24 protein-coding genes and 1 pseudogene are annotated in these 23352 nt (G+C 65.7%); 13 read left to right on the top strand and 12 right to left on the bottom strand.

Annotated elements, in window-relative coordinates; genetic code table 11:
• Positions 1-63: 63 nt before the first annotated feature.
• Positions 64-1047, bottom strand: a complete 984-nt coding sequence (locus ASF65_RS08485; protein ID WP_055887881.1) for a zinc-dependent alcohol dehydrogenase family protein — start codon at positions 1045-1047, stop codon at positions 64-66.
• Positions 1048-1239: 192 nt separating this feature from the next.
• Between ASF65_RS08485 and ASF65_RS08480 the strand changes: the two genes are divergently transcribed.
• From ASF65_RS08480 to ASF65_RS08460, 5 genes are all read left to right on the top strand, one after another.
• On the top strand, positions 1240-1653 hold the full coding sequence (locus ASF65_RS08480; protein ID WP_162239469.1) for a host attachment protein: 414 nt from the start codon (positions 1240-1242) through the stop codon (positions 1651-1653).
• A 182-nt stretch (positions 1654-1835) separates the two neighbouring features.
• Positions 1836-3356: an aldehyde dehydrogenase family protein gene (locus tag ASF65_RS08475; RefSeq protein WP_055887875.1), complete on the top strand. Its 1521-nt coding sequence runs from the start codon at positions 1836-1838 to the stop codon at positions 3354-3356.
• A gap of 36 nt (positions 3357-3392) precedes the next feature.
• On the top strand, positions 3393-3836 hold the full coding sequence (locus ASF65_RS08470; RefSeq protein WP_082505306.1) for a DUF779 domain-containing protein: 444 nt from the start codon (positions 3393-3395) through the stop codon (positions 3834-3836).
• The gene (locus ASF65_RS08465) at positions 3826-4296 is read left to right on the top strand and encodes a hypothetical protein (RefSeq protein ID WP_156369223.1); all 471 of its coding nucleotides are present in this window, start codon (positions 3826-3828) and stop codon (positions 4294-4296) included. The genes ASF65_RS08470 and ASF65_RS08465 overlap by 11 nt, the downstream gene beginning before the upstream one ends.
• A 78-nt stretch (positions 4297-4374) precedes the next feature.
• Positions 4375-4731 (top strand): SPW repeat protein, encoded by a 357-nt coding sequence (locus ASF65_RS08460; protein ID WP_055887869.1) that lies wholly within the window; start codon positions 4375-4377, stop codon positions 4729-4731.
• A 95-nt stretch (positions 4732-4826) separates the two neighbouring features.
• On the opposite strand, the gene ASF65_RS08455 is transcribed toward ASF65_RS08460, so the two are convergent.
• Entirely contained in the window at positions 4827-5276 is a 450-nt protein-coding gene (locus ASF65_RS08455; protein WP_055887866.1) for a CDP-archaeol synthase, read from the bottom strand.
• A gap of 140 nt (positions 5277-5416) precedes the next feature.
• Entirely contained in the window at positions 5417-5836 is a 420-nt protein-coding gene (locus ASF65_RS08450) for a CBS domain-containing protein (protein WP_082505302.1), read from the bottom strand.
• 256 nt (positions 5837-6092) lie between these two features.
• Between ASF65_RS08450 and ASF65_RS08445 the strand changes: the two genes are divergently transcribed.
• Positions 6093-7334, top strand: coding sequence for an MgtC/SapB family protein (locus ASF65_RS08445; protein WP_348271173.1), 1242 nt, complete (start codon positions 6093-6095; stop codon positions 7332-7334).
• A gap of 548 nt (positions 7335-7882) precedes the next feature.
• Here ASF65_RS08445 and ASF65_RS21795 read toward each other — a convergent pair.
• The gene (locus ASF65_RS21795) at positions 7883-8308 is read right to left on the bottom strand and encodes a hypothetical protein (protein WP_200940013.1); all 426 of its coding nucleotides are present in this window, start codon (positions 8306-8308) and stop codon (positions 7883-7885) included.
• A gap of 75 nt (positions 8309-8383) precedes the next feature.
• Positions 8384-8758 carry a hypothetical protein gene (locus ASF65_RS08430; RefSeq protein ID WP_055887850.1) on the bottom strand — a complete coding sequence of 125 codons (375 nt, stop codon included), beginning with the start codon at positions 8756-8758 and terminating at the stop codon, positions 8384-8386.
• Positions 8759-8987: 229 nt separating this feature from the next.
• On the opposite strand from ASF65_RS08430, the gene ASF65_RS08425 reads away from it, so the two are divergent.
• Together ASF65_RS08425 and ASF65_RS08420 are read left to right on the top strand one after the other, a co-directional pair.
• Positions 8988-10292, top strand: a complete 1305-nt coding sequence (locus tag ASF65_RS08425; RefSeq protein ID WP_082505298.1) for an ATP-binding protein — start codon at positions 8988-8990, stop codon at positions 10290-10292.
• A 24-nt stretch (positions 10293-10316) separates the two neighbouring features.
• The gene (locus ASF65_RS08420) at positions 10317-10943 is read left to right on the top strand and encodes a response regulator transcription factor (protein ID WP_244486598.1); all 627 of its coding nucleotides are present in this window, start codon (positions 10317-10319) and stop codon (positions 10941-10943) included.
• Between the two features lie 13 nt (positions 10944-10956).
• Here ASF65_RS08420 and ASF65_RS08415 read toward each other — a convergent pair whose 3' ends face one another.
• Complete coding sequence (locus ASF65_RS08415; protein WP_156369222.1) at positions 10957-11298, bottom strand: hypothetical protein; 342 nt, start codon at positions 11296-11298, stop codon at positions 10957-10959.
• 166 nt (positions 11299-11464) lie between these two features.
• Positions 11465-12820, bottom strand: coding sequence for a hypothetical protein (locus ASF65_RS08410; RefSeq protein ID WP_162239468.1), 1356 nt, complete (start codon positions 12818-12820; stop codon positions 11465-11467).
• A gap of 293 nt (positions 12821-13113) precedes the next feature.
• Between ASF65_RS08410 and ASF65_RS08405 the strand changes: the two genes are divergently transcribed.
• Positions 13114-13569 (top strand): CBS domain-containing protein, encoded by a 456-nt coding sequence (locus tag ASF65_RS08405; protein ID WP_055887840.1) that lies wholly within the window; start codon positions 13114-13116, stop codon positions 13567-13569.
• A gap of 86 nt (positions 13570-13655) precedes the next feature.
• Here the strand turns inward: ASF65_RS08405 and ASF65_RS08400 are convergent, their stop codons facing one another.
• From ASF65_RS08400 to ASF65_RS08380, 5 genes are all read right to left on the bottom strand, one after another.
• Positions 13656-13904 carry a hypothetical protein gene (locus tag ASF65_RS08400; RefSeq protein ID WP_055887836.1) on the bottom strand — a complete coding sequence of 83 codons (249 nt, stop codon included), beginning with the start codon at positions 13902-13904 and terminating at the stop codon, positions 13656-13658.
• 52 nt (positions 13905-13956) lie between these two features.
• The gene (locus ASF65_RS08395; protein ID WP_055887833.1) at positions 13957-14325 is read right to left on the bottom strand and encodes an SPW repeat protein; all 369 of its coding nucleotides are present in this window, start codon (positions 14323-14325) and stop codon (positions 13957-13959) included.
• A 132-nt stretch (positions 14326-14457) separates the two neighbouring features.
• A complete protein-coding gene (locus ASF65_RS08390; protein WP_055887830.1) occupies positions 14458-15150 on the bottom strand; it encodes an ABC transporter ATP-binding protein in 693 nt (230 codons plus the stop codon).
• Complete coding sequence (locus ASF65_RS08385) at positions 15134-16360, bottom strand: FtsX-like permease family protein (protein ID WP_055887828.1); 1227 nt, start codon at positions 16358-16360, stop codon at positions 15134-15136. Before ASF65_RS08385 ends, ASF65_RS08390 begins: the two co-directional genes overlap by 17 nt.
• Entirely contained in the window at positions 16353-17543 is a 1191-nt protein-coding gene (locus ASF65_RS08380; RefSeq protein WP_055887826.1) for an efflux RND transporter periplasmic adaptor subunit, read from the bottom strand. Before ASF65_RS08380 ends, ASF65_RS08385 begins: the two co-directional genes overlap by 8 nt.
• A 510-nt stretch (positions 17544-18053) precedes the next feature.
• Between ASF65_RS08380 and ASF65_RS08375 the strand changes: the two genes are divergently transcribed.
• From ASF65_RS08375 to ASF65_RS08360, 4 genes and pseudogenes are all read left to right on the top strand, one after another.
• A complete protein-coding gene (locus tag ASF65_RS08375) occupies positions 18054-18815 on the top strand; it encodes an SDR family oxidoreductase (RefSeq protein WP_055887823.1) in 762 nt (253 codons plus the stop codon).
• Positions 18816-18961: 146 nt separating this feature from the next.
• Positions 18962-20695 (top strand): alpha/beta fold hydrolase, encoded by a 1734-nt coding sequence (locus ASF65_RS08370; RefSeq protein WP_280137621.1) that lies wholly within the window; start codon positions 18962-18964, stop codon positions 20693-20695.
• Between the two features lie 5 nt (positions 20696-20700).
• Positions 20701-22149, top strand: a pseudogene (locus tag ASF65_RS08365) (bifunctional enoyl-CoA hydratase/phosphate acetyltransferase).
• Entirely contained in the window at positions 22142-23332 is a 1191-nt protein-coding gene (locus ASF65_RS08360; RefSeq protein WP_055887817.1) for an acetate/propionate family kinase, read from the top strand. The pseudogene ASF65_RS08365 and the gene ASF65_RS08360 overlap by 8 nt, the downstream one beginning before the upstream one ends.
• The last annotated feature ends 20 nt before the right edge of the window (positions 23333-23352 follow it).

The following is a 23352-nucleotide window of genomic DNA, read 5'->3' as shown; positions in this document are numbered from 1 at the left end:
GATAGGCCACACGGACCATGTCGGATGGCTTCGCGCCTTGATCGAACGCAAAGGGCGGACGCGTCAGGGGACGAGGACCGCGGCTCCCTGAAAGCGACCGTTCCTTAGATTGCTCAACGCGTCGTTGGCGTGCTCCAGCGGGTAGACCGTGGTCCGGGTGCGAACCTTCGCCGCTGCCGCGACAGCGAGAAACTCGATCGCGTCCTTGCGCGTGAGATTGGCGACCGACCGCACGATCCGCTCACCCCACAGAAGCCGATAGGGAAACGCGGGGATATCGCTGATGTGAATGCCGCCGCACACGACCGTACCGCCCTTCCTGACATAGGCGAGCGCCTTGGGCACGAGTTCGCCGACGGGCGCGAAGACGATCGCGGCATCCAGTTCGTGCGGCGGAGCCTCGTCGGAGGAACCCGCCCAGACGCATCCGAGGGCCTTGGCATGGGCGGCGGCGGCGTCGTCGCCCTTACGCACGAACGCAAAGGCGTCGCGCCCCTGCCAGCGACAGATCTGTGTCAGGATGTGGGCCGCGGCTCCGAAGCCGAAGAGGCCGATCGCTCGTCCGGCTCCCGCCATGCGAAGGGAGCGCCAACCGATCAGGCCGGCGCAGAGCAGGGGCGCGGTCGAGACGGGGTCTTCGAAACCGTCGAGCGGAAAGGCGAAGTCGGCCGTCGCGACGACCTGCGTGGCGAAGCCACCATCTCGGGAGTAGCCCGTGAAGACGGCGTGATCGCAGAGATTCTCGCGGCCCGACGTGCAGGAGTCGCAGTGCCCGCAGACGCCGCCCAGCCAGGGCACCCCGACCCTTCGGCCTAGAAGCGAAGTGTCGACGCCCGGTCCCAGTGCGTCGACGACGCCGACGATCTCGTGGCCTGGGATCAGCGGCAGGTGTGGTTGGGGCAGATCGCCGTCCACCACGTGAAGATCCGTGCGGCAGACCGCACAGGCTTCCAGGGCGAGCCGTATTTCGCCGTCGCCGGGACGACGATTGGGAAGGTGCCGGAGCCGCAGGGGCTGGCCGATCGCCTCGAGAACCATGGCCTTCATGGACCGATCTCCAGGGTTTCGCCGTGGTCGTGGTCGTGGTCGAGGCCGCGACGCGACGCGAAGCAATCATCGAGGGCGTCGTGATGACGTGATCTGGATCAAGGCCGGATTTCGACGCTGCAGGCATCACTGGCGACGAGGAGGATCGTCCGCATGCCGAGCCAGGGTCTGCGCATTCCGCATGGAGCGCTCGTGGTGGTGGCCGACCACCGCAAGGCGCTCCTCCTGCGCAACGAAGGGGAGGTCATGCGACCGGCTCTTCGGAAGTGTCGCACGGTCGAACTCCCGGACAGTGAAAGCTCCCAAGGGTCGGAAGTCACCTTCGGCCGCTTCAACAAGAGCAGCCGAACCCTGGTTCGCGATTACCGGGACGCGAACATGCGGAGTGAGGCCCGCGCGCGCTTTGCCCGCCACCTCATCGAGGTCCTGCGGGACGTCGTGAAGACGGATCGTATCGAAGGCATGGTGATCGTCGCGACACCGCATCTTCTGGGCGAAATCCGTGATCGCCTCGATCCGCACCTCCGACGGATCGTGATCGCCGAGGTTGCTCGCGATCTCGTGCATCTCCCCATCAGGGACATCGCCGCCAGGCTGACGGAGTAGCCGTCCTCCGGAACCGGAGCGATCCTTGATCGCGATCAAGTCACGTCGAGGCGCTTCCACCGATCCTGCGATTCCTGGCCCGATACCGGGCGGTCTCGGGCCGCTCGAAGGCGAAGGGCGGCAACTGGCCTCGAACCGTCGGAGCGGCAGCCGGGGTAGCCAGAGACGGTGGAGCTGCGAACATGCTCGACAAGCCCAAACCCGCCACGACGTCTTCCGCCATCCGACGGACGCGCTACGAGAACTTCATCGGCGGATCGTGGACCCCGCCGGCCAAGGGACGCTACTTCACCGACCGCAGTCCGATCGACGGAGCTGCTCTGTGCGAAGTCGCGCGATCCGACGCCGACGACGTCGAGACAGCCCTGGACGCCGCGCATCGGGCGTTTCCCGACTGGAGCCGGACGCCAGCCGCCGAACGCGCACGGCTCCTCAATCTCGTCGCGGATCGGATCGAGGCGAACATCCCGCTGCTGGCGGACGTCGAGACGCGAGACAACGGCAAGCCGATCCGCGAGACCCTTCATGCCGACGTTCCGCTGGCGGCCGACCATTTCCGCTACCTCGCGGGATGCGTCAGGGCAGAGGAGGGGACCATCGGCGAGATCGATGCCGATACGGTCGCCTATCACTTCAACGAGCCGCTCGGCGTGGTTGCTCAGATCATTCCCTGGAACTTCCCGTTGCTCATGGCGGCGTGGAAGCTCGCTCCGGCGCTTGCCTGCGGCAATTGCGTCGTCATCAAGCCGGCCTCCGACACGCCGATGAGCCTCGCCGTCCTGATGGACCTCGTCGGCGACGTTCTGCCGCCGGGCGTCCTGAACGTCGTGTTCGGCCATGGATCCGAGGTCGGCGCGCCACTCGCCCGCAGTCCGCGCATCGCCAAGGTCGCCTTCACGGGCGAGACGACGACCGGCCGGCAGATCATGCAGTTCGCGGCCGAGACGATCATCCCGCAGACGATGGAGCTCGGCGGCAAGTCGCCCAACATCTTCTTCGCCGACGTCATGGACGAGGACGACGCCTTCCTCGACAAGGCGCTGGAAGGCTTTGCCTTGTTCACCTTCAACAAGGGCGAGGTCTGCACCTGCCCGTCGCGGGCGTTGGTTCAGGAGTCGATCTTCGACAGGTTCATGGAACGGGCGGTCGACCGGGTCGCCCGGATCAAGGTCGGCGATCCGCTGGATCCGACGACCCAAATGGGCGCACAGTGCTCGAAGGGCCAGATGGAGAAGATCCTCGGCTACATCGACGTCGGCCGGCAAGAGGGTGCGAAGTGTCTCACCGGCGGAGAGCGTGCGCGGCTCGGCGGGCCGCTGAACGACGGCTACTTCGTCGAGCCGACCGTCTTCTCCGGCGAGAACCGCATGCGGATCTTTCAAGAGGAGATTTTCGGACCGGTCGTGTCCGTGACGACGTTCAAGGACCGGGACGACGCGATCCGCATTGGTAACGACACGATCTACGGGCGGGGCGCCGGCGTCTGGGCGCGCAACGCCAACGATCTCTACCACGTCGGCCGCGGCATCCGGGCCGGACGCGTCTGGACCAACTGCTACCACGCCTATCCGGCGCACGCGGCCTTCGGCGGGTACAAGCAATCCGGCTTCGGGCGCGAGACGCATCGCATGGCGATGCACCACTACCGCCAGACCAAGAACCTTCTGGTCAGCTACAGCCTGAACGCGCTCGGGCTCTTCTGACCGACGTCGCGGCGGGCGCAGGGAGGAGGACGCATCATGCCGACGCATGTCGAGTTCACGCCCAGGGCGCTCGCCTTGGCAAAGACCCTCCGCGAGCGTTTCGGGCCACTGATCTTCCACCTTTCCGGCGGGTGCTGCGAGGGTACGGCGCCGATGTGCTTCCGCGCCCGAGACTTCCTCGTCGGTCCTCTCGACGTCTGGCTCGACGACATCGACGGGACCCCGTTCTATGTCGCGTCGGCGCAATTCGACTATCTTGCCGATACGCTGCTCACCATCGACGTGACCGACGGCGGAGGCGACAGCTTCTCGCTCGAGGCTGCCGACGGGCAGCGCTTCACGGCCCGGTCGACGACAAGAGCCCGGCCGAGAGGGGCAGCTCCGACACGTCGGACGGTCGACGACGTCGCCGTCGGCGCCGAGACGAACGGCCGGGCGGGATCCCGCGGCCACGATGGCGGTTCGGGCGATGCTTCGTGATCTCGTCCTCCCGCACGACGCCCTGTTGCTCGTCCTCGATCGCCGGAAGGCCGAGGTCCTGCGCAATCACGGAAGCCTGGCTCAACTCGTCCTCGAGACCGAGGCGATCATCCATGCGGATGCCCCCGGCGAGCACCATGATGGTCAAGCGAAGGTTTTCACGGACGAGGTCAGCTCGACCTTGCGGCGACTGTCGCGCAGGCACCTCGTCCCGGGCATCGTCATGATTGCGGATCGGCGCGACATTCCGCTGGTCCGGGCCGTCCGGGACGGCGTGACCCGTCGGCGGACCGGCGAGCCGACAAACCGTTCCGCCGATGGTGGCGCCGGCGATGCAGAAGACCGCCGCACCCATCGCATCCCCGGCACGTCGACCTTCCTGTTCATCCTGACGCGTCGGGATGGTGCATCGCTTCGAGACGTCGGCGCTGCGGAAGACGGCAGCTCGACCGACGCTTGATCGCGATCAACACGCGGCGGCTTCGTCGAGGGAGCATCCGTCGATCGCCCGAGCGGCGACATCGTCAAGGAGGTTCGAATGAATGCGCAACACTGGCAGGATCGGATCATCACGCTGGTCGGATTCTGGCTTCTGCTCTCCGCTCTGTTCCTCATCAACGACATGCGGGGCGTCGGATGGGAGGCAGCCGCGATCTGGAACTACTCCCTCTGCGGCGTCCTGGCGGTCGCCCTCGGCGTACTGGCCATGATGTCGTTCCAAGTCTGGCAGGAATGGCTCACCGCGGTCATGGGAGTATGGCTGATCGCTTCGCCCTGGTTTCTCGGCGTCGTGGACCAGCCGATCATCCTGTGGAACAGCATCCTCTCGGGTGCGCTCCTCGCTTTGGCATCGTCTCTCGTCATGCTCGGCGAATACGGCGGAACACGGGCTTGAACGCGCGCCAAGACGCGAGACGGATCTTCGTGGAAGACCCGTCTCGCGGAACTGCGGGAACGCCTGTCGATACCTTGCTTCGCGGTCGAACGTCGTCAAAACGGCCGGTCCCGAAGACCGAACCGGAAGAGGAGGCGCGAAACCGGCTCTTCCAGCACCGTGAACACGAAGATGGCGTCGAAAACGTCGCGTCGAGACGTGACCAGCCGGCGGCGTAGGAGGAGGAGCGGCAGGACCGCTTCGGGCAACTGATCGAGGAGCGCCGAGCGCCCGTGGACCTCGATCCCGATGCGACGCTTCCAGAAGCTGGAAAAGACATCGCCGCTCATCGACAGGAGGGAGAAACGGGCTGCGAGAGGCGGCGCGACGTTCAGAAGCCCGCCGACGGCGATCGTCCCGAAGAGGGAAGCCGCGCAACCACGCCAGGTCTTCGAGTCTCCCAGGACGCGACGTCCATCCTTTGCAACGGCTCCGCCGTCAAGCGGTGACGACAGTCGTCGCCCCAGCATCGCCGCAACGATGAGGGGCGCAATGTTCGCGGCCATGAGGAGAAACAGGTTTCGCTCGACCGAGCGGGTCCGTCGAACGTGTTCGGCTCCGTGGGGAGTGCGCCGTTCCAGGGCATGCGGCCCGCGGTCAGCTTCGGTCCGTCCCGGCGAGCGCCGACGGGCAGACGCGATCGGGATCATCCATGTGCCGCAGCAACGGCTTCGACCAGCTTGCGCGATACCTTTCGACCGGCGTGCTGCAGAATGTCGCTGACGGAGACGATCCCGACCATCCTGCGATTGTCGTCGACGACGGGCAGGCGTCGGACCTTCTTGCGCTTCATCAGCTTGACGGCGGCGCTCAGGGACAAGTCGTCGTGGGCGTAGACGACGTTCTTGGACATCACGTCACGGGCCTTCAGGGCCGGTATATCAGCACCGTTGCCAAGCGCGCGCAGGGCGATGTCTCGATCGGTGACGATCCCGACGATGTGGTCCTCGTCGTAAACCGGGACCGATCCGATATTCGAAGACGTCATCACCCGGCAGATCTCATGCACCGAGGTATCGGGCGAGACCCATTTGACGCCACGATGCATTACCTTCCTGAGCTTCATGCAGTCCTCCCGGCCGAGATCCGGCTCGCCGATCCCGTCAAGGCTTCCATTCGGCCCGGTGGTGCGGAGCCGTCCTCGACGCGTCCAGTATCGCCGGTGCGGCCTCCCACGCGTTGATCTGCATCAACGGAAGCCGTTGTCGCTCGGCGCATCGTTGAACCCGGTGGCGGACCGACGTCGCGGGAACGCGACGGAGCGGTTCGTGCGGTCGACATCCGCACGATCGTGGACGGTGGGAGCGGGAATGGACGTGCTCATGCTCCGACTGGGCCTCGCCTTGGCCATTGGCCTTCTGGTCGGGCTCGAACGGGGTTGGCAGGAGCGCGACCGTCCGGGCCACAGCCGAACGGCCGGCATTCGCACCTACGCCATCACGGGACTTCTCGGCGGCCTGTCCGCAGCTCTGGCGGATGCCGCGGATGCGAAATGGGTGTTGCCCGTATCCCTGATCGCCTTCGTGGCGGTCTTCTCCGCCTTCAAGCTGCAGGAAGCCAGGCACGACTCCGATTTCAGCGCGACCGGGACGATCGCTGGCTTCTGTGTCTTTCTGCTCGGCGGTCTGGCCGTCATCGGCGACAGGCAGGCGGCAGCCGGCGCCGGTGCAGCCCTGACCGGCCTCCTGGCAAGCCGCGAACTTCTCCATACGCTGTTGAAGCGCATCTCCTGGATCGAGTTGCGGTCGGCGATCCTTCTCGTCTCGATGACGGCGATCGTACTGCCGCTGCTGCCGCACCACGCCATCGACCCCTGGGGCGGCTTCGATCCTTGGGAGGTCTGGTTCTTCACGGTCCTGACCGCGGCGATCTCCTATGTCGGATATGTCGCCGTGCGACTGTTCGAGCCGCGACGCGGGCTGATCCTCAGCACGCTGTCGGGAGCTGTCGTGTCGTCGACGGCCGTCACCCTCGCCGTCGCACGTCAGGCGAAGTCGGGAGGAAACTCGAGGATCCTTGCGGGCGCCGCGGCATTGGCGGCGGGCGTTTCCCTCGGCCGCGTGTGCCTGATCGTGCTGATCGTGCAACCGTCCGTCCTGCCGCTTCTCGCGGCACCCGCGGTCGCGGCTTCAGTGGGGTTCTGCGCGGTTGGCGGAACTCTCCTCTTCGTAAGGGCCGCCGAGATGCGGATAGACCAGATGTCCAAAAGCCCGTTCGAGCTCGCACCGCTGCTGGTGTTCGCACTCCTGTTCGCAGTCGTGTCGACCGGAAATGCGGCGCTCGCATCCTTCTTGGGGCCCCGTAGCTTGATCGCATCGACGGCCCTTTCTGGAGCTGTGGACGTGGACGTCGCGGCCATCAGCGTGCTGAGGCTGGTCGGCGACGGAACGAGCGCGGCGATCGCCGCGAACGCGATCCTAGCCGCGCTCGCGGTCAACGGCATCCTCCGGCTCGGATTGGCGATGATCGTAGGATCCTGGCGCTTCGGTGTCCTCGTCCTCCTCATCAACCTTGTCGCGGCGACCCTGGGAGGCGCGGTCTATGGCATCCTCCCCGTCGCCTGACCCCTCGAGGGGTTCTTCCTCCACAGGGTCGCAAGCGCGCCAATCCGAGGACGGCTCAGTTTTCCCGCGTGACCGGAAGGTCACGGAAAACCCCGCGTAGGAACCACGGAGCTTCAGGACGCCCTGGACCGAGGGGGAGAAAGAACGGGTTTCGATCCCGGCTCCGTACCCCTGCCGGCGCGCGTCCGTGCGTCTCGTCACTGCCACCGTCCCGACCCATGGAGTGGTTCGAGGCGCTCCCGGCGGTGGACGCGGAATTTCCGTTGCCGAAACCGCTACCGATGTTCCCGTTCCCGTTTCCATCGGTCGTGTTGTTGTTTCCGTTGTTGTCCCCGACGTTGCCGTTCCCGTTGTTGTTGCCGGAATTTCCGTTCCCGTTTCCATTCCCGACATTTCCATTCCCGTTGCCGTTCCCCTGGCCCATGGCCGCGTGGCCGAGGCTCGGGGCGAGGCACGACAGCGCGAAGGCGACGACGAAGATGGCGCGCCAGCACGCCGGCCTAAGAAGATAGGTCGAGCGGTGGGTGGTGTTCCGCGACCAGGACGTCTCACCGCCGGTTTCCGAGACCGTTGAAGTTGCCGTTCCCCGCGCCGACGTTGCCGTTGCCATTGAAGCTGCCTCCGTTGAAGTTCCCGTTGAACGATCCGAGGTTGCCGTTTCCGCTCGTGTGGTTGGCGTTGCCGTTGCCGTTGAAGGCGCCGACGTTTCCGGTGCCGCCGTTGAAGGCGCCGAAGTTGCCCGTCCCGGAGTTGAAGGCCCCGTAGTTCCCGTTGGTCTGGGGCGCCCCGTTTCCGTTTCCGTTGCCGTTTCCGTTCCCGTAGCCGGTGTTTCCGTTTCCGTTGCTGTTTCCGTTGCCAATCCCGATGTTGCCGTTGCCGTTGCCGTTGCCACTCCCGATGCTGACGGCATGGGCCTGGACGGCGCCCAGTAGGGCGACCATCATGGTGGCGAGCGTGATAGTCCTCTTCGACATGACGACCTCCTTGTTGCGTGGGATGATGTGCCGTGTCGCGGCGTCCGTCGGCCGCGACACGGCACGAGACCGCGGTCAGCGGTTCATGTTGCCGTTGCCGTTGCCGTTGTAGGCCCCGCCGTTGGAGTTGCCGTTGCCGTTGCCGTTCAGCGCCCCGGCGTTGAAGTTGCCGTTCTGGTTGCCGTTGAAACCGCCCCAGTTGCCGCTGCCGTTGAAGTTGCCGTTGCCCAGACCGTAGTTTCCGTTGCCGTTCTGGTTGCCGTTGCCGATGCCGTGGTTGTTGTTGCCGTTGAAGTTGCCGTTCAGCGCGCCGGTGTTGCCGTTCCCGTTGCCGTTCCCGATCCCGACGTTGCCGTTGCCGTTGCCGTTGCCGCTTCCGACGGACCAGGCGCCGGCATAGCTCGTGGTGAGGGCGAGCACGGTCGCGGCGGTGATGATGATTCGTTTCATGGCTCTGTACTCCCGTTGCTTCTGCTTTGAAGTTGCCGAGGCTCTCATGAGCTTCGGGGAACGCCGAAATATTCAGGTTGTGGAGTATCGTAGGCAACGGGGCAGACTTGGACGCAGATGTCAGGTTTGATGCGGATCAAGTCGTCGGGGTTTGTCGCGGCGTACGGGAGAAACTCCCACGAGCGAGCCGGCTCCCGATCGCGGCGAAGGGGTTGTTGGAGCGGGTTCGATGTCGACGTCCGCAGGGCGAGACGACAGGCCAGGAGGAAAGGGGGGCGCGCAGGACCATCTGCGGGTTGGGGCGGTCTCGCTGCTCCTCTGTGCCGGAGCGATCCTGGTCAGCATCATGCTGCGGATGTTCGCCGATACCGTCGACGACGTCGTCTGGTTCGACGCCCTTCTTCTCGGCGCGGTCACCGGGTTGGGCGGATACATGGCTGTCAGCCTCGTCAAGGCGGCCCGAACCGTCGATCATGCCGATGCCGAAGCCCGCGCCTATCGCAGGCGTTTGGAAAGCGTGATCGAGGAGATGCCGATCGGCGTCGCCGTCGTCGAGAACGAGACGACGCTTTCGCTCGTCAACGAACGATACCGCCGACTTCTTCGACTGGATCCGCGCCAGACGGGAGCCGGTATCCCGATCCCCGCCCTCCGCGTCTACGATCGAGAAGGCCGAGCGTTGCCCATGAGTTGCCTGCCGAGCGGCCGGGCCATGAACGCCGGCGAGACCGTGCGCGGCGAAGAATTCCGCGTCGAGTCGTCCGGCGGGAAAACGCTGTGGCTTTCGGTCGGTGCGGCCCCGATCCGAAACGACGAGGGGCAGATTTCCGCTGCGGTCGTGACGGTGGTCGATATCACCCAGGCGAAGGCGGACGAGGCGGAAAGAAACCGGCTTCTGGCAGCCATTCTCGAGGCTCAGGAAAACGAGCGCCTCCGGATCGCTCGGGAGCTCCACGACGAGCTCGGCCAGAAGCTGACCGCATTGTCGATCGGGCTCAAGACGCTGGAAGCACGCGGGGAAACGGCGGAGCCGGAGGCACGACGCTTATCCGCGTCGCGGCAACTCGTCGACGAGATCTCCGAGTCGGTCCGACACATCACCGGGCGCCTGCGACCACTGCTCCTCGACGAGGTCGGCCTTGCGATCGCAGCGGAGGATCTCGCTCTCGCGTGGGGCGAGCAAATGTCCATCGCGATCGATACGCATATCGATGAGCTTCCCGCGGATCTGTCCGCCGATACCGGCATCGTTGCCTATCGCGTGATCCAGGAAAGCCTGACGAACGTCGCTCGCCATGCATCGGCCTCGAACGTCAGCGTGACGCTCCACAGGGACGGAGCCCATCTGCGTATCGCGATCGAGGACGACGGCGTAGGATTCGATCGAGCTTCGGCGATGAACGCCTCCTCCCGACACTTCGGGCTGGCCGGCATGGAGGAGCGCGTCCGCTCCGTCGGTGGTCGCCTCGATATCGAAAGCGAACCTGGCATCGGCACCGCGGTGTTCGTGTCCCTGCCGCTGAGGAAGGAATAGGGTGAGATGCCCAACCGAAATCCTGTGCGCATCTTCCTCGTCGACGATCATCCGATCGTCCTGTCGGGGATCAAGGCCATGGTCGAGGCGCACCCCGATCTCGAGGTGGTGGGAACTGCCAGAGAAGCGGAAGGGGTCATGGATCTCATCGAGAAGACCCGCCCCGATCTCGTCGTCGTCGACGGGTCGTTGCCCGGCATGGACGGCATAACGCTCGCAGCGATGATCCGGGCGAGATGGAGCCGGATGCTCATTCTCGGACTGACGCTGCACGAGGAGGGATCCTACGTAAGAGCGTTTCTCAAGGCTGGCGCACAGGGGTTCGTGCTCAAGAGGTCGGCAACGGAGGATCTTCTGCGTGCGATCCGAGCCATCGCCGGTGGAGGCTTCTACGTGGATCCGCACGTGGCATCGAAGGTCATGGCCGCCGCCTCCTCGGATGCGGCTTCCATCGAAGAGCTCAGTGATCGCGAAGAGAGCGTCGCCCGCTTCGTCGCCCGAGGGCTCAGCAACAAGGAAATCTCGCGCGAGCTCGGTCTTTCCGTCAAGACGGTCGAAACCTACCGTTCGAGAGCGTGTCAGAAGCTTGGGGTGCACACCAGGGCCGGACTCGTGCGGCACGCGGTCATGGAAGGATGGCTAGCGAACTGACCAAGCCCATTCGTCAGCGAGGCGCCTTCGCGTGTTCGCCATCGTCGGCTGCCGACACCTCGAAGCCGAAAAGTTGCCAGGCCCCCGAACCAGCCTGGAAAACGAGACGGTATCGGGAGGCCCGTGGTGAGCTGGGCCAGACGCCGGCGATCTCGATCAGACCTTCGCCCTTGCGTTCGAACGCATTGATCCTCGGGACGACGAGGACGGCATCGCCGAACTGGAGGGCCGCTTCCCGCAGGGGCGCAAGAGCCTGCTCGAGCCCGGCCTCCGAATAGCGTTTCCGAAACCCCGGCGAGGCGAGATCCCGCAGCATCGAGTAGTTGCCGGTCTCGATCGCCTGGCCGAAGGACACGAACGTCGTTCGGACGAGCACCAGCGCGAGCCGGGAGTTGTCTCTGGCCGTATCGGATTCACCGGTGCAGTTCGGCCCCGGTCCACACGGTTCCCCCGCTGCCGCCGGAGCCGTCCCCAATGCGGCAGCGAAGCAGAACGCAAGCAGCGCTCCGATAGGCCGGACCTTACCAGGCAAGAGCCAATCCGACCCGTCCGCCGGCCCGGCCGCTGTCGAGGCCGACGCCGGCCCCCGCTTGGAGATAGAGATCGTAAGCGGGCTCCGACAGGAGGCGCCCGGCCAGCGACATTCCGGCCGGGGACTGCCCTCCGAAGCCGGCGACGCTTCCGCTCAAGGCGAAGTCGCGGCCGTCCGGCGGTAGGACGAGCCCACCGACCGCAAGAGCGAGTGCGGTCCCTTCATCGGCCCTGTCGCCCGTCTCGTCGATCCTCGTCAGGACATCGTCCACCGTGAAGCTCGTAGGTGTCAGGAGGCCGGTCGAATCGGTCGTGACGAACCTCGGACCCGACCCGGTCGGTGCGGCGAGCGAGGGTATCGTTACCATCTGCGTTTCGTCGCCGATCCGAACTTCGCCGTCCCGCCGCGTGCGCACCCCTTGGCCGATGGCGATGGAACGTTCGAAGCCCGCCACGGCGCCCTGACCGATGGCGACGCTCTTCCTGCCCGATGCGTCGCTCGCCTGGCCGATCGCGGTGGCGCTTGTTCCGGAGGCGGTCGCGAACTGCCCGACGGTGGTCGAAAGCGACCCCGCGGCGGTCGAGAACTGGCCGACGGTCGTGGAAGCGAAGCCGCTGCCCGCGGAGAATTGACCGACAGCCGTGGACGCGAAGCCGGATGCCGTCGCGAACTGTCCCGCCGCGGTCGTGGCGAACCCGGCAGCGGTCGAGAACTGGCCGACCGCGGTGGATGCGAAGCCTTGAGCTGACGAGATCGCGCCGACAGCCGTCGCAGCGAAGCCGCCGGCGGAGGCTAGATTGCCGGCCGCCACGCTTTCGAACACCCCGGGCGACCCGCCCGAGGGCGCGCCGCTGCCGTTGCGATTGCCGTTGAGGAGACCGCGATTGGCGTTGCCGTTGCCGTTCCCCGTGTCCCGTCCCGCGATGAAGGCGCCGTTGAGATTGCCGTTCAGGGCGCCGACGTTTCCGTTCCCGCTTCCGACGTTGGTCCCCTGGCTGGCGAACCCGTTGAGGTTGCCATTGAAGGCACCGCGGTTCCCGTTGCCGTTGTCCGCACCGCCGTTCCGGTTGCCATTGAACACACCGACGTTGCCGTTGCCGCTCGAGGCGTCGGCGTTTCCCAGGCCGTTGAAGGCGCCGGTGTTGCCCGTTCCGGCGTTGAAATAACCTGTGTTTCCGGTGCCGCGGTTGAACAGCCCGGTATTGCCGTCCCCGATGTTGAAATCGTCTGCGAGGGCTGGATCGAGCTGGGAAAGATCCGGCAGGAGAGAAAGCGCCTCGTCGGCCGACGCGCCCATGGTGCCGGCAGCCAGCAGAATTCCTGCGGTGACGATGCGAACTCTCAAAACCGCGCCCCATGCCGTCTTGATCCCGCCTGGATCGTGCCACGACGAGGTCGGTCGTGCAACCGAGGCGCGTGTCGGGCTTCTCACCGAACGGCGAGCGCTCTCGGCTGTCTGACCGGGCTTTGGCGCCCGCCGTTGCCGACGATCGTCGGAGCTCTTCTCCTTCGATGACGACGCATTCGCGTGTGCCGCTCGAGGCAGCGTCATCGGCGATTTTGATCGGGATCAAATCGATTTGCGTGCCCGATCCTAGCTTGACGATGTCGGAGTCATCTTCGCGAAGGGAAAAGAACATGAAGATCGAAGCCGCCATGCACAAAGGTGCAAGATGGGTTTCACCCGAAACGACCGTCGCAACGATCGCAGCGCTCATGAAAAAGGACGACATCGGCTCCGTGCCGGTCGGCGAGAACGACCGGCTGATCGGCATGGTCACGGACCGGGATGTCGTCACCCGCGCTTTCACGAACGGCGCCGATCCAGGCAAGCTGACGGCCCGCGACGTCATGACCAAAGGGATCGTCTACTGCCGGACGGACCAGTCGGTGCAGGATGCGATCCAACTCATGGAGGAAAAGAAGGTCCGCCGTCTGCCTGTGATCGATGCGGACAAGCGAATGGTCGGAATCCTCAGCCTCGCCGACATCTCGCGGCATGCGAGCCGTGAACGGTGCGGGGAACTCGTGCAGGCCGTGGCCTCGCCTCACAATCCGTCGACGCGCCGCCGCTCGCCGGCGGCTCAGGCTTGAGACACCGCAAGGCCTCGTACCTGAGTGCCTCGCGCCCGGAGGAATGGCCGGGCGCGAGCCTTTTTCATCCTGGTCGGGTCGCGAGCCTACAGGCGCATCATGGCCAAGGGACCGTTGAATTCGATCCTCAACCCGTTGCTTCGCGCCATTGCGGCCAGGCGGTTGATGCGCACGACGTCGGTCTCCACGATGGGCCGGTCAATGCGGGACGTGTCCGGCAAGTGATCGGCAATCCACCCCTTCGCCCGAACGGAGACAGGGGATACGCGCCATCGGCGGGTGCCGACGAGTTCGACCCTGACATCGGGAAGCGTGCCGCTGTCGACGACGTTCATGACTTTGTCTCGTCAAGGTGGGCGGGCAGGGCGGAACTCGATGGATACGCCTTCATCGGGCGTGCCCGGCCTGTCCGGCGTCGCGGAGCGACCAAGCCGAGGAACCGACGATGGCGAGGCCGCATAGGGTGACGTTGAGGACGGCGTTCCGCACGTTCGTGAAGCCGAGGACCCAAGGCGAAATCGCCAACCAGAGCCCCAGCACGATGTTCACCCACTCCTCCCAGGCCTTGTGGGAGGTGAGCGACATCACCGCGAGGACGAGGGCGACCACGCCGACGATCGCCGAGTTCCAGAAGATCAGTCGACCGGTCAAAGCCGACAGGGGTTCCGACGCCTGGAACGTGAGGATCCAGTTCGATAGGACGAGCCAGGCTCCGATGAGAGCCACCAGCCAGTCCTGCCATCGCTGTTCGTTCATCTGCCTTCTCCTTTCTCGGATGCGGGTGACGGAACTATGGAACGACGGTCGGAAGCGATGTTGACGTGGATCAAGCCCGGAACGGGTCTTCGGTCGGCGGCCCCATCGGCCGATGCCCTGCAGTGTCGCTGATCAGGCCACCACATGCCCATCAACGATCTGTATCGTCCGGTCGCAACGGCGGGCCAGATCGAGGTTGTGGGTCACGAGCAGGAAGGTCGTCCCCTTCGTCCGGCCGATCGAGCGCATCAGATCGAAGACGCCTTCCGCGCTTCTGGTGTCCAGATTGCCGGTGGGTTCGTCCGCCAGCACGATCGCCGGATTTCCTGCGAGCGCCCTGGCGATCGCCACGCGCTGTTGCTGACCACCCGACATGTGCGTCGCCTTGCGATCGGCGCAATCGAGGAGGCCGACTTGCTCCAACAGGCGCTCGGCCGTGCGGCGCATGTCCGCGTCGGCGAAACCGCGACGCAGGAGTAGCGGCATCATGACGTTCTCGACCGCGCTGAAGGCGGAGATCAGGTGATGGTACTGGAAGACGAAGCCGATGCTGCGACCGCGCAGCGAGGTCAGCCCGTTCTCGTCGAGCATCCCGGTATCATGGCCGTCGATCGTCAGGCTGCCGCCGGTCGGCCGGTCCAGGAGCCCGATGATGTTCAACAGGGTGCTCTTGCCCGAGCCCGACGGGCCCATGACGGCGCAGAACTCGCCTTTCTTCACATCCATGTCGATGCCGTGCAGCACCTCGGTCTCCAGCGGCGTACCGGGGTTGTAGGCCTTCCGGATGCCGCGCAGCGAGAGCACGTCGTCAGGCACGGATCGCATCCACGGGGTCCAGCCTCGCCGCCCTCATGGCCGGCGCAACGGCTGCGAGGACACCGCACACGGTGGTGAGAACGCCGGCGACGACGTAGAGCCGGGGCGAGATGGCGAGATCGAAGAACTGTGTCCCGTCCGGCTTGCGGGCGAGCAGCATCCAGAGGCCCAGAAGCCCCCTGGCGAGAGCCGACCCGAACAGCGATCCGGCGAATCCCAGCAACCCGCCCTGTACGAGAAAGACCCGCATCATCTGCCCGCGTGACGCCCCCATGGCGCGAAGGATGCCGATCTCTCGCGAGCGCTGGACAACGGATACGACCAGGACGCTTGCCATGCCGAACGCGACCGAAAGGGTGACCGAGGCGCGGATCGTGCCGCTCGAGACGTTCTGACTGCGAATGGCGGTGAAGAACTCGCTGTTGGTCCGGATCCAGCTCTCGGCACGAACGCGGTCGGCAGCGGCGAGGGTATCGGCGACCGCGTCGGCTTCGTAGGGGTCGACCAGAGCCAGGTCGATGCTGGTGACCTCGCCGACCAGACCGAGCAGACCCTGCGCCGCATTCAGCGTGCCGATGACGGTGCGTTCGTTGAAGATCCGGCTGCCGAGGTCGAATATGCCAACGACGTCGAAGGACTTGATGCTGCCGCCGGCCGCTCTGACCAGCACCTTTTCGCCGACCGAGACCCCGAGCTCTTCGGCCAGCTCCTTGCCGATCAGGAGGTCCTGGCTCGTCAGGCGGGATGTCCCCGCCACGATGTCGCTCGGGATTGTGACGATCCGAAAATACGGCCCCGGCTCGATGCCCTGAAAGGTCGCCGTGCGTGCCGCGGCGCCGCGGATGATCGAGACCGACCCCGACACCATCGGCGAGACGACCGCGACCTCAGGGGAGGCACGAAGCATATCCGACAGCTTTCGCCACTGGTCCACCGTCAGGCGTCGCTGGGACCGAGGCTGGACAAGTCGGATGAAGCGCGCCGATTGCGGCGCCAGGACCGGGCGCGAGGCATCCCTCTGCGGCAGGATCACCACCTGGCCTTGCGTGCTCAGAAGGCGCGTCAGGAAATTGGCCTGGACACCGTCGAGAAGGGCCGACATGAAAACGACGACCCCGACGCCGACAGCGACACCGATGACGATCAGGATGGTCTGGACGATGCCTTCGCGCAGAAAGCGCAAGGCTGCGATGACCTCGAAGGGGACATGGCTAGGCACCGCTCTCGATCCTGACCCGGTGACCGTCGGCAATCCGCGGAGCCGTCCCGCTGACGATTCGCGTTCCTGGTTGAAGACCATCGACGATCTCGGCGGCGGTGTCCCCTAGCAGCCCGATGCGAACAGGCTGTCGGCGCACCTTGCCGCTCTCCACGATCAGGACGTAGGGGTCCGGTCCCCTGGGATCATGGACGTCGTCCACATCGACGCTGAGGACCGCGGCCTTCCGGGCGACCTCGATCTCGACGGATACCGTCATGTCCTGCCGCAGATGAGCGGGAGGATCGGGAACGGTGAGCTTGACCTCGACCGATCCGCTCTGCGCCTGAACCGCAGGATTGATGTAGCTCACGGTCGCCGCGAAGGTCAGATCCGGGAAGGCGTCCGCGGAAACGGCGGCCGTTTCGCCGATGCGGATCAGCCCGAGGTTCTGTTCATCGATCGGCGCCACGATCTCCGTGACACCATGGGGGGCGAGAACCATCAGCACCTTGCCGGGCTGCACGGTGTCGCCGCGCTCGACGTCGCGCGCGATCAGCGTCCCGTCCCGCGCTGCGAAGATCCGACTGTCCTCCAGCGCCGTTTCGGCCGCGTCCCGCTGCGCTTCGGTCTGGGTCACGAGCGTTTGCGCCACGATGAAGTCGCGTCCGCCGGGCTTGTTGCTGGCCGCCTGGATCTCGGCCGCACGAGATTGGGAGAGCGCGATGTTGAGCGCGCGCGAGGCGGCGTCGAGGGCTGCACCCGTTTCGAACCCACGACGCGCGAGGTCGGAAGCCCGGCGGTAGGCGGCCTGGGCATCGACAAGGTTCGCCTCCGCCTGCCGTCTCATTTCCTCTGCGACCGGAGCGGCCACATGCTGCAGCTGGTCGAGTTTCGCCCGCGCCTGCGCGACCGACGCGTTCGCGGTTTCGACCGCTTTGCGCGCCTGCGTATCGTCCAGGCGGATCAGCAGATCGCCGGCCGCGACCGTCTGGCCCTCCTCGACAGGGACATCGGTCACGACGCCGATGATCTTCGAGCCGACATCGATTCGATAGGGCGTCCTGACGAGACCGCTCGCAACCACCGTCAGGACAATATCCTGCCTCTGGACGATCGAGGTCGATACGACCGGACCGAGGATGAAGGATCGGCCGGCATAGGCCAGGGCGGCGCCTGCCGCGAGAAGCACCAGGAGCCACATTCCGATGCGACGTGTCGATCGCCTCCATGAGGGGCCGACCGTGCCGGCATCGACGGGCAAAATTGTCTTCGAAGCCGCCATCGCAATGTTCCGAGGGGCGCGTCGTCACCGCGGACGGCGAAGCGCCGGCATCCATGGCGATGAGCCTGCACGTCGCTCCGGCCATGGCCTTGATCTCGATCATTCAAGGCAACGCGCGCAGAAATGCCTTCGCCTTGCGCGGCGTCAAAGTCTCGATTCATCGACCGCGCTTTTTAGGCCTCCACGCAACAGCGCGTTCCGACCGAAGGAGGTTGTCGTGCCCCGATCCATCGTCATCGCACTGGTGCTTGCGCCCTCGGTTCTGGGCGCATGCGCGACCTCGCACTTCTACCCTTTCAGCCATCGTGCCTGTTCGCCGAATGACCCCGTCCGCCAGATGAACGGGCAGTCCTGCCCGATGCCCTGACCGTGCCGGCATAGCGATCGAGGACATGCGTTCGAACGAACGCGTCGCGGGGGAAGTCGAACGTGGAATTGGAAGGAAAGTCGATCGTGATCACGGGAGCGGCGCAAGGGTTGGGCCGGGAGATCGCGAAGGCCCTCGCGGCGCGCCACGCGAATGTCGCTCTCGTCGACACCGATACGATCCAGTTGGCGGAGACGCAGCGGCTCTGCGGGCGGGACGCCGGGACATCGCGGCGCTACGTCGCCGATATCGCGGACGAAAGCGCGGTCGAGCGGGTCTTCGCCGAGATTCGTGCCGACTTCGGAGCGATCGACGCGCTCGTCAGCAATGCCGGCATCGTCCGCGACGGGCTCCTCGTAAAGGCGAAAGATCGTACGATCGAAAAGACGTTGTCGCTCGCAGACTTCCAGAACGTCGTCGCCGTAGACCTGCAGGGCGTTTTCCTCTGCGGTCGGGCCGCCGCATGTCACATGATCGAGGCGGGCCGAGCCGGCGTCATCCTCAACATTTCGAGCATCTCGCGGGCAGGGAACGTCGGGCAGACAAGCTACTCGGCGGCCAAGGCCGGCGTTGCCGCGATGACGGTCGTATGGGCGAAGGAACTCGCCCGCCACCGGATCCGCGTGGCAGCCCTCGCTCCGGGCTTCATCGAGACGCGCATGGTCGCCGCCATTCCCAGCAAGATCCGGGAACGCATCCTGTCCGGCGTCCCGCTGGGTCGGTTCGCACGACCGGATGAGGTTGCGGACGCCGCCGTGTTCGCCCTGAAGAACGACTACGTCAACGGGCGAGTGCTGGAGATCGACGGAGGCCTGCGGCTATGACTGACCGAAGTTCGTGCGGCTCCGTCGACGCTCGCGGGCTGGGGGGGCCGTGGCTGGGAGCCTCGTGGATGCCCCGGTGGCTTCCGGAAGGACCGCATCAGGCCTCAGCGCCGACGCCCGAGCCAAGGGCGGATCGGCAGCCCTCGGTGCAGCTCGACGTCCCGGATGTTCCCAACGGCTTGGATCGCCTGTTCCATGCCACGATGGGGCGCCTTACGGCAGGCCCGTCTCCGGCGGCGCTTTGGCTGGCGTTCGCGGACTGGAGCATTCATCTCGGCCAATCGCCGGGAAAATGTCAGCAGCTGGTCGAGAAGGATTTTCGCAAGGCGGTGCGCTTCGGAAACTACGCCGTTCGGCTGGCGTCCGATCCGGCTTGCCCCAGTTGTATCGAACCGCTGTCGCAGGACGATCGCTTCCGCGATCCGCTCTGGCGCGAGACCCCCTTCAATCTGATCCATCAGGGATTTCTCCTGCATCAGCAGTGGTGGCACTGTGGGACGACGGGTGTCGGTGGCGTCTCCCGACATCACGAGCAGCTCGTATCCTTCATGGTACGGCAGGGCCTCGACATGCTCTCCCCGAGCAATTTCATCGCGATGAACCCGGAGGTGCTCGCGACGACGGTTCGCGAAGGAGGGCTGAATCTCCTGCACGGCGGAGCGAACGCCTGGGTCGACTGGGAACGTCTGTCGGGCGGCAAGCCGCCGGCGGGGACGGAGGCATTCCGTCCCGGTGAGACCGTCGCCGTGACCAGGGGCGAGGTCGTCATGCGGAACCGCCTGATCGAACTCATCCAGTATGCTCCGACCACGGGGCGGGTCCACCCGGAGCCGATCCTGATCGTGCCCGCATGGATCATGAAGTTCTATATTCTCGACCTGTCACCGCGGAATTCGCTGGTCCGGCATCTCGTCGACGCCGGCTACAGCGTTTTCATGATCTCCTGGCACAACCCGACGGGTCAGGACCGCGATCTGGCGTTGAACGACTATCTGCACCTCGGCATCCTCGACGCGCTGGCGGCCGTCAGGACCATCGTTCCAGACGCCCGGGTGAACGCCCTCGGGTACTGCCTCGGCGGCACGCTGCTGGCCATCGCCGCGGCCTATCTCGCACGCGAGGAGCGGAACGAGCTTCACTCGATCACGCTGCTGGCAGTTCAGACGGATTTCGCGGACGCCGGTGAGCTGTCGCTTTTCATCGACGAGAGCCAGGTCGACTATCTCGAAGACCTCATGTGGGAGCAGGGCTATCTCGGCACGCGCCAGATGTCGGGCGCTTTCCAGCTGCTCCGCTCCAACGACCTCATCTGGTCCCGCATCGTGCGACATTACCTTCTGGGGCGCCGCACGCCGATGACCGACCTCATGGCCTGGAATGCCGATACGACCCGAATGCCCTATCGCATGCATTCGGAATATCTACGTCGGTTGTTCCTCTCGAACGATCTCTTCGAGGGGCGCTACGAGGTCGATGGGCGCCCCGTCGCGCTGCGCGACATCCACGCGCCGCTCTTCGTCGTCGCGGCCGAACGCGACCACGTCGCGCCGTGGCGGTCCGTCTTCAAGATCAACCTGATGAACGATACGGACATCACGTTCCTGCTGACGACGGGCGGGCACAATGCCGGCATCCTCAGCGAGCCCGGCCGTGCGGGAAGATCGTTCCGCATGACGCGTCGCCCGGCCGGCACCCGCTATGTCGACCCCGACAGCTGGTCCGCGGCTGCACCTCCGCGTGAGGGGTCGTGGTGGGCGGCTTGGGTCGATTGGCTCGACGAGCTGTCCGGCGCGCCGGTGGAGCCGCCGGCTGTCGGAGCGCCCGCCAAGGGATACGCCTCGCTCGGCCCGGCGCCCGGCCGCTATGTGCTGGAGCGTTGATCCCGATGGACGCCGACAGACGTTCGGTCCCGGCCGGCGGGACGCTCTCGAACGGGAACCGGACCTTCGAAGAGCTGCAACTCGGCGAGACGACGAGTCTCACGAGAACGATGACGCCTCGCGACGTCGAGCTTTTCGCCGCTTTGTCCGGAGAGGGGACGACGACCGGCGACGGGGCGGCGAATCCGGAGCCCCGCGGCCACCTCGCCGGCGTCCTCTGGACGGATGCACTCGTATGCTTCGTTCTTGGCACGAAGCTCCCGGGATAGGGGACCGTACCGCGGTCGAAGACGTTCCGCTTCGACCGTCCTGTCGTCTCCGGGGACGAGCTCACGCTGAACGTCACGGTCAGTCGCAAGCACGCCGAGTCTCGACAGCTCCTGCTGACTTGCACACTGACCGATCCGGTCGGCCGACGCGTGGCCGAGGGAACGGTCGACGTCGAGGCGCCAGCCCACAAGGTGGCGCGACCCGTCCCTGCCGTGCCGGAGATCGAGGTACGTCTGCCGGACAACCAGTGCGAACGTCTGATACGTCTGGCAGAGGGCTTGGCTGCGGTGCGGACGGCCGTCGTTCACCCCGTCGATCCGGAGACGCTCACGGCGCTTGTCGAAGCGACGAAGGCTGGGATCATCGCGCCGGTTCTCGTGGGGCCGGAAGCGCGGATACGACGGGCGGCCCAATCGGCCGGCGTCGACATCACCCCCTTCGAAATCGTCGCGACCGAACACAGCCATGCCGCCGCCGCGACGAGCGCCCGGTTGGCCGGCGACCGCCGCGTCGGTGCCTTGATGAAGGGAAGCCTTCACACGGACGAATTCATGGAGGCGATCGTCGCGGAGCCCAGGCTGCGAACGGCAAGGCGCATGAGCCACGTCTTCGTCGTCGAAGTCTCGCGCTACCCCCGTCCGCTCTTCCTGACGGACGCTGCCGTCAACATCGCGCCGACCCTCGAGGAAAAACGCGACATCGTCCTGAACGCGATCGATCTTGCGCATGTCCTCGGCGTTCGCGAGCCGCGAGTGGCGATTCTGTCGGCCATCGAGACCGTCAGCGAAAGGCTCCGCTCCACCCTGGACGCGGCGGCGCTCTGCAAGATGGCGGATCGCCGGCAAATCACCGGCGGGATCGTCGACGGCCCGCTGGCGTTCGACAACGCGGTGTCGGAGGACGCGGCCAAGGCGAAGGAAATCGTCTCCCGCGTGGCGGGGAGGGCCGACATACTCGTGGTGCCGGACCTGGAGTCCGGGAATATGCTCGTCAAGCAGCTGGAGTATCTCGGCGGCGCTCAGCTGGCCGGCATCGTCATGGGCGCCCGCGTTCCCATCGTTCTCACGAGCCGTGCCGACAAGGCGCGATCGAGACTGGCGTCGTGTGCGGCCGCACGTCTCCTCTCGCATGCTTGGGCGACGGTCGGTCCATCGGCCGGTGCCGCGGAACGCGACCATGCCTGAGAGATCGAACATCCTCACGCTGAACGCCGGATCGTCCAGCATCAGGTTCGCTCTGTTCGGCCGTAGTCTCGATCGTATCCTCACCGGGAAGCTCGATCTCGGAACGGGCGATCCCCGCTTGTCGGCCGTGGTGCGAGGAAGGAGGGTGGACGAAAGCTGGCCCGTCGTCGGCGCATCCGACGATCGCGACCCGGCCCAGCGTCTCCTGACATGGGTGGCAGGACAGATGTCGGGCCAGGAATTTGCTGCCGTCGGCCATCGGGTCGCGATCGGCGGGCTCGAGCATTCCAAATCGGCGAACGTAACGCCAGCTGTCCTGACGCGTCTGAAATCCCTCGTCCCCTTGGCTCCGCTGCATCAGCCGCGGAGCTTGGCGTTGATCGAGGCGGTCGCCGCTTCCTATCCTCCCGTCCAGCAGGTCGCCTGCTTCGACACGGCGTTCCATCGAACGATGCCGGCCGTTGCCACCACCTACGCGCTTCCCGCCGCCCTTCGGAAGGCTGGGGCTCGTCGCTACGGCTTCCACGGATTGAGCTACGAAGCGATCGCGAGGCGTCTCCCCCAACTCGACGAGCGCGCCGCGAAAGGGCGCGCGATCGTCTGTCACCTCGGCAGCGGAGCGAGCCTCTGCGCGCTCCGACAGGGACGAAGCGTTGCCACGACGATGGGGTTCAGCCCGCTGTCGGGCCTCGTCATGGGCAGCCGGCCCGGCGATCTCGATCCCGGATTGATGATCTGGCTCCTGCGGGAGCAGGCCATGCGGCTCGATGAGCTCGAGAACGTGCTGTATCACGAGTGCGGCGTGAAGGGCTTGTCGGGTTCGAGCGCCGACATGCGGGACCTGCTCGCCAGTTCCGAGCAGGCCGCAAGGGATGCGGTCGCGATCTTCGTCTATTCGGTCTCGACCGAGATCGGCCGACTGACCGCCGCCCTCGGCGGCCTCAATGCCATCGTGTTCACGGCGGGGATCGGAGAAAGCGCACCGGAAGTCCGGGAACGCGTCTGCGAGCGATTGGACTGGCTTGGCGTCGATCTCGATGACGCCTGGAACCGAGCGAACGAAACTCGGATCAGCACGCTGGCCAGTCCTGTCACCGTCTGGGTTCTGCCGACGGACGAGGAGGGGGTCATAGCAGAGGAGACCCTTCGCATGACGAGCCCAGAAGGCGAGTGTTTCCCTTGAAGGCATCCAGGACGGCTAGC

It is taken from the genome of Aureimonas sp. Leaf324, assembly GCF_001423245.1.
Lineage (GTDB): Bacteria > Pseudomonadota > Alphaproteobacteria > Rhizobiales > Rhizobiaceae > Aureimonas.
This window is presented reverse-complemented; position numbering and strand designations above follow the sequence as displayed.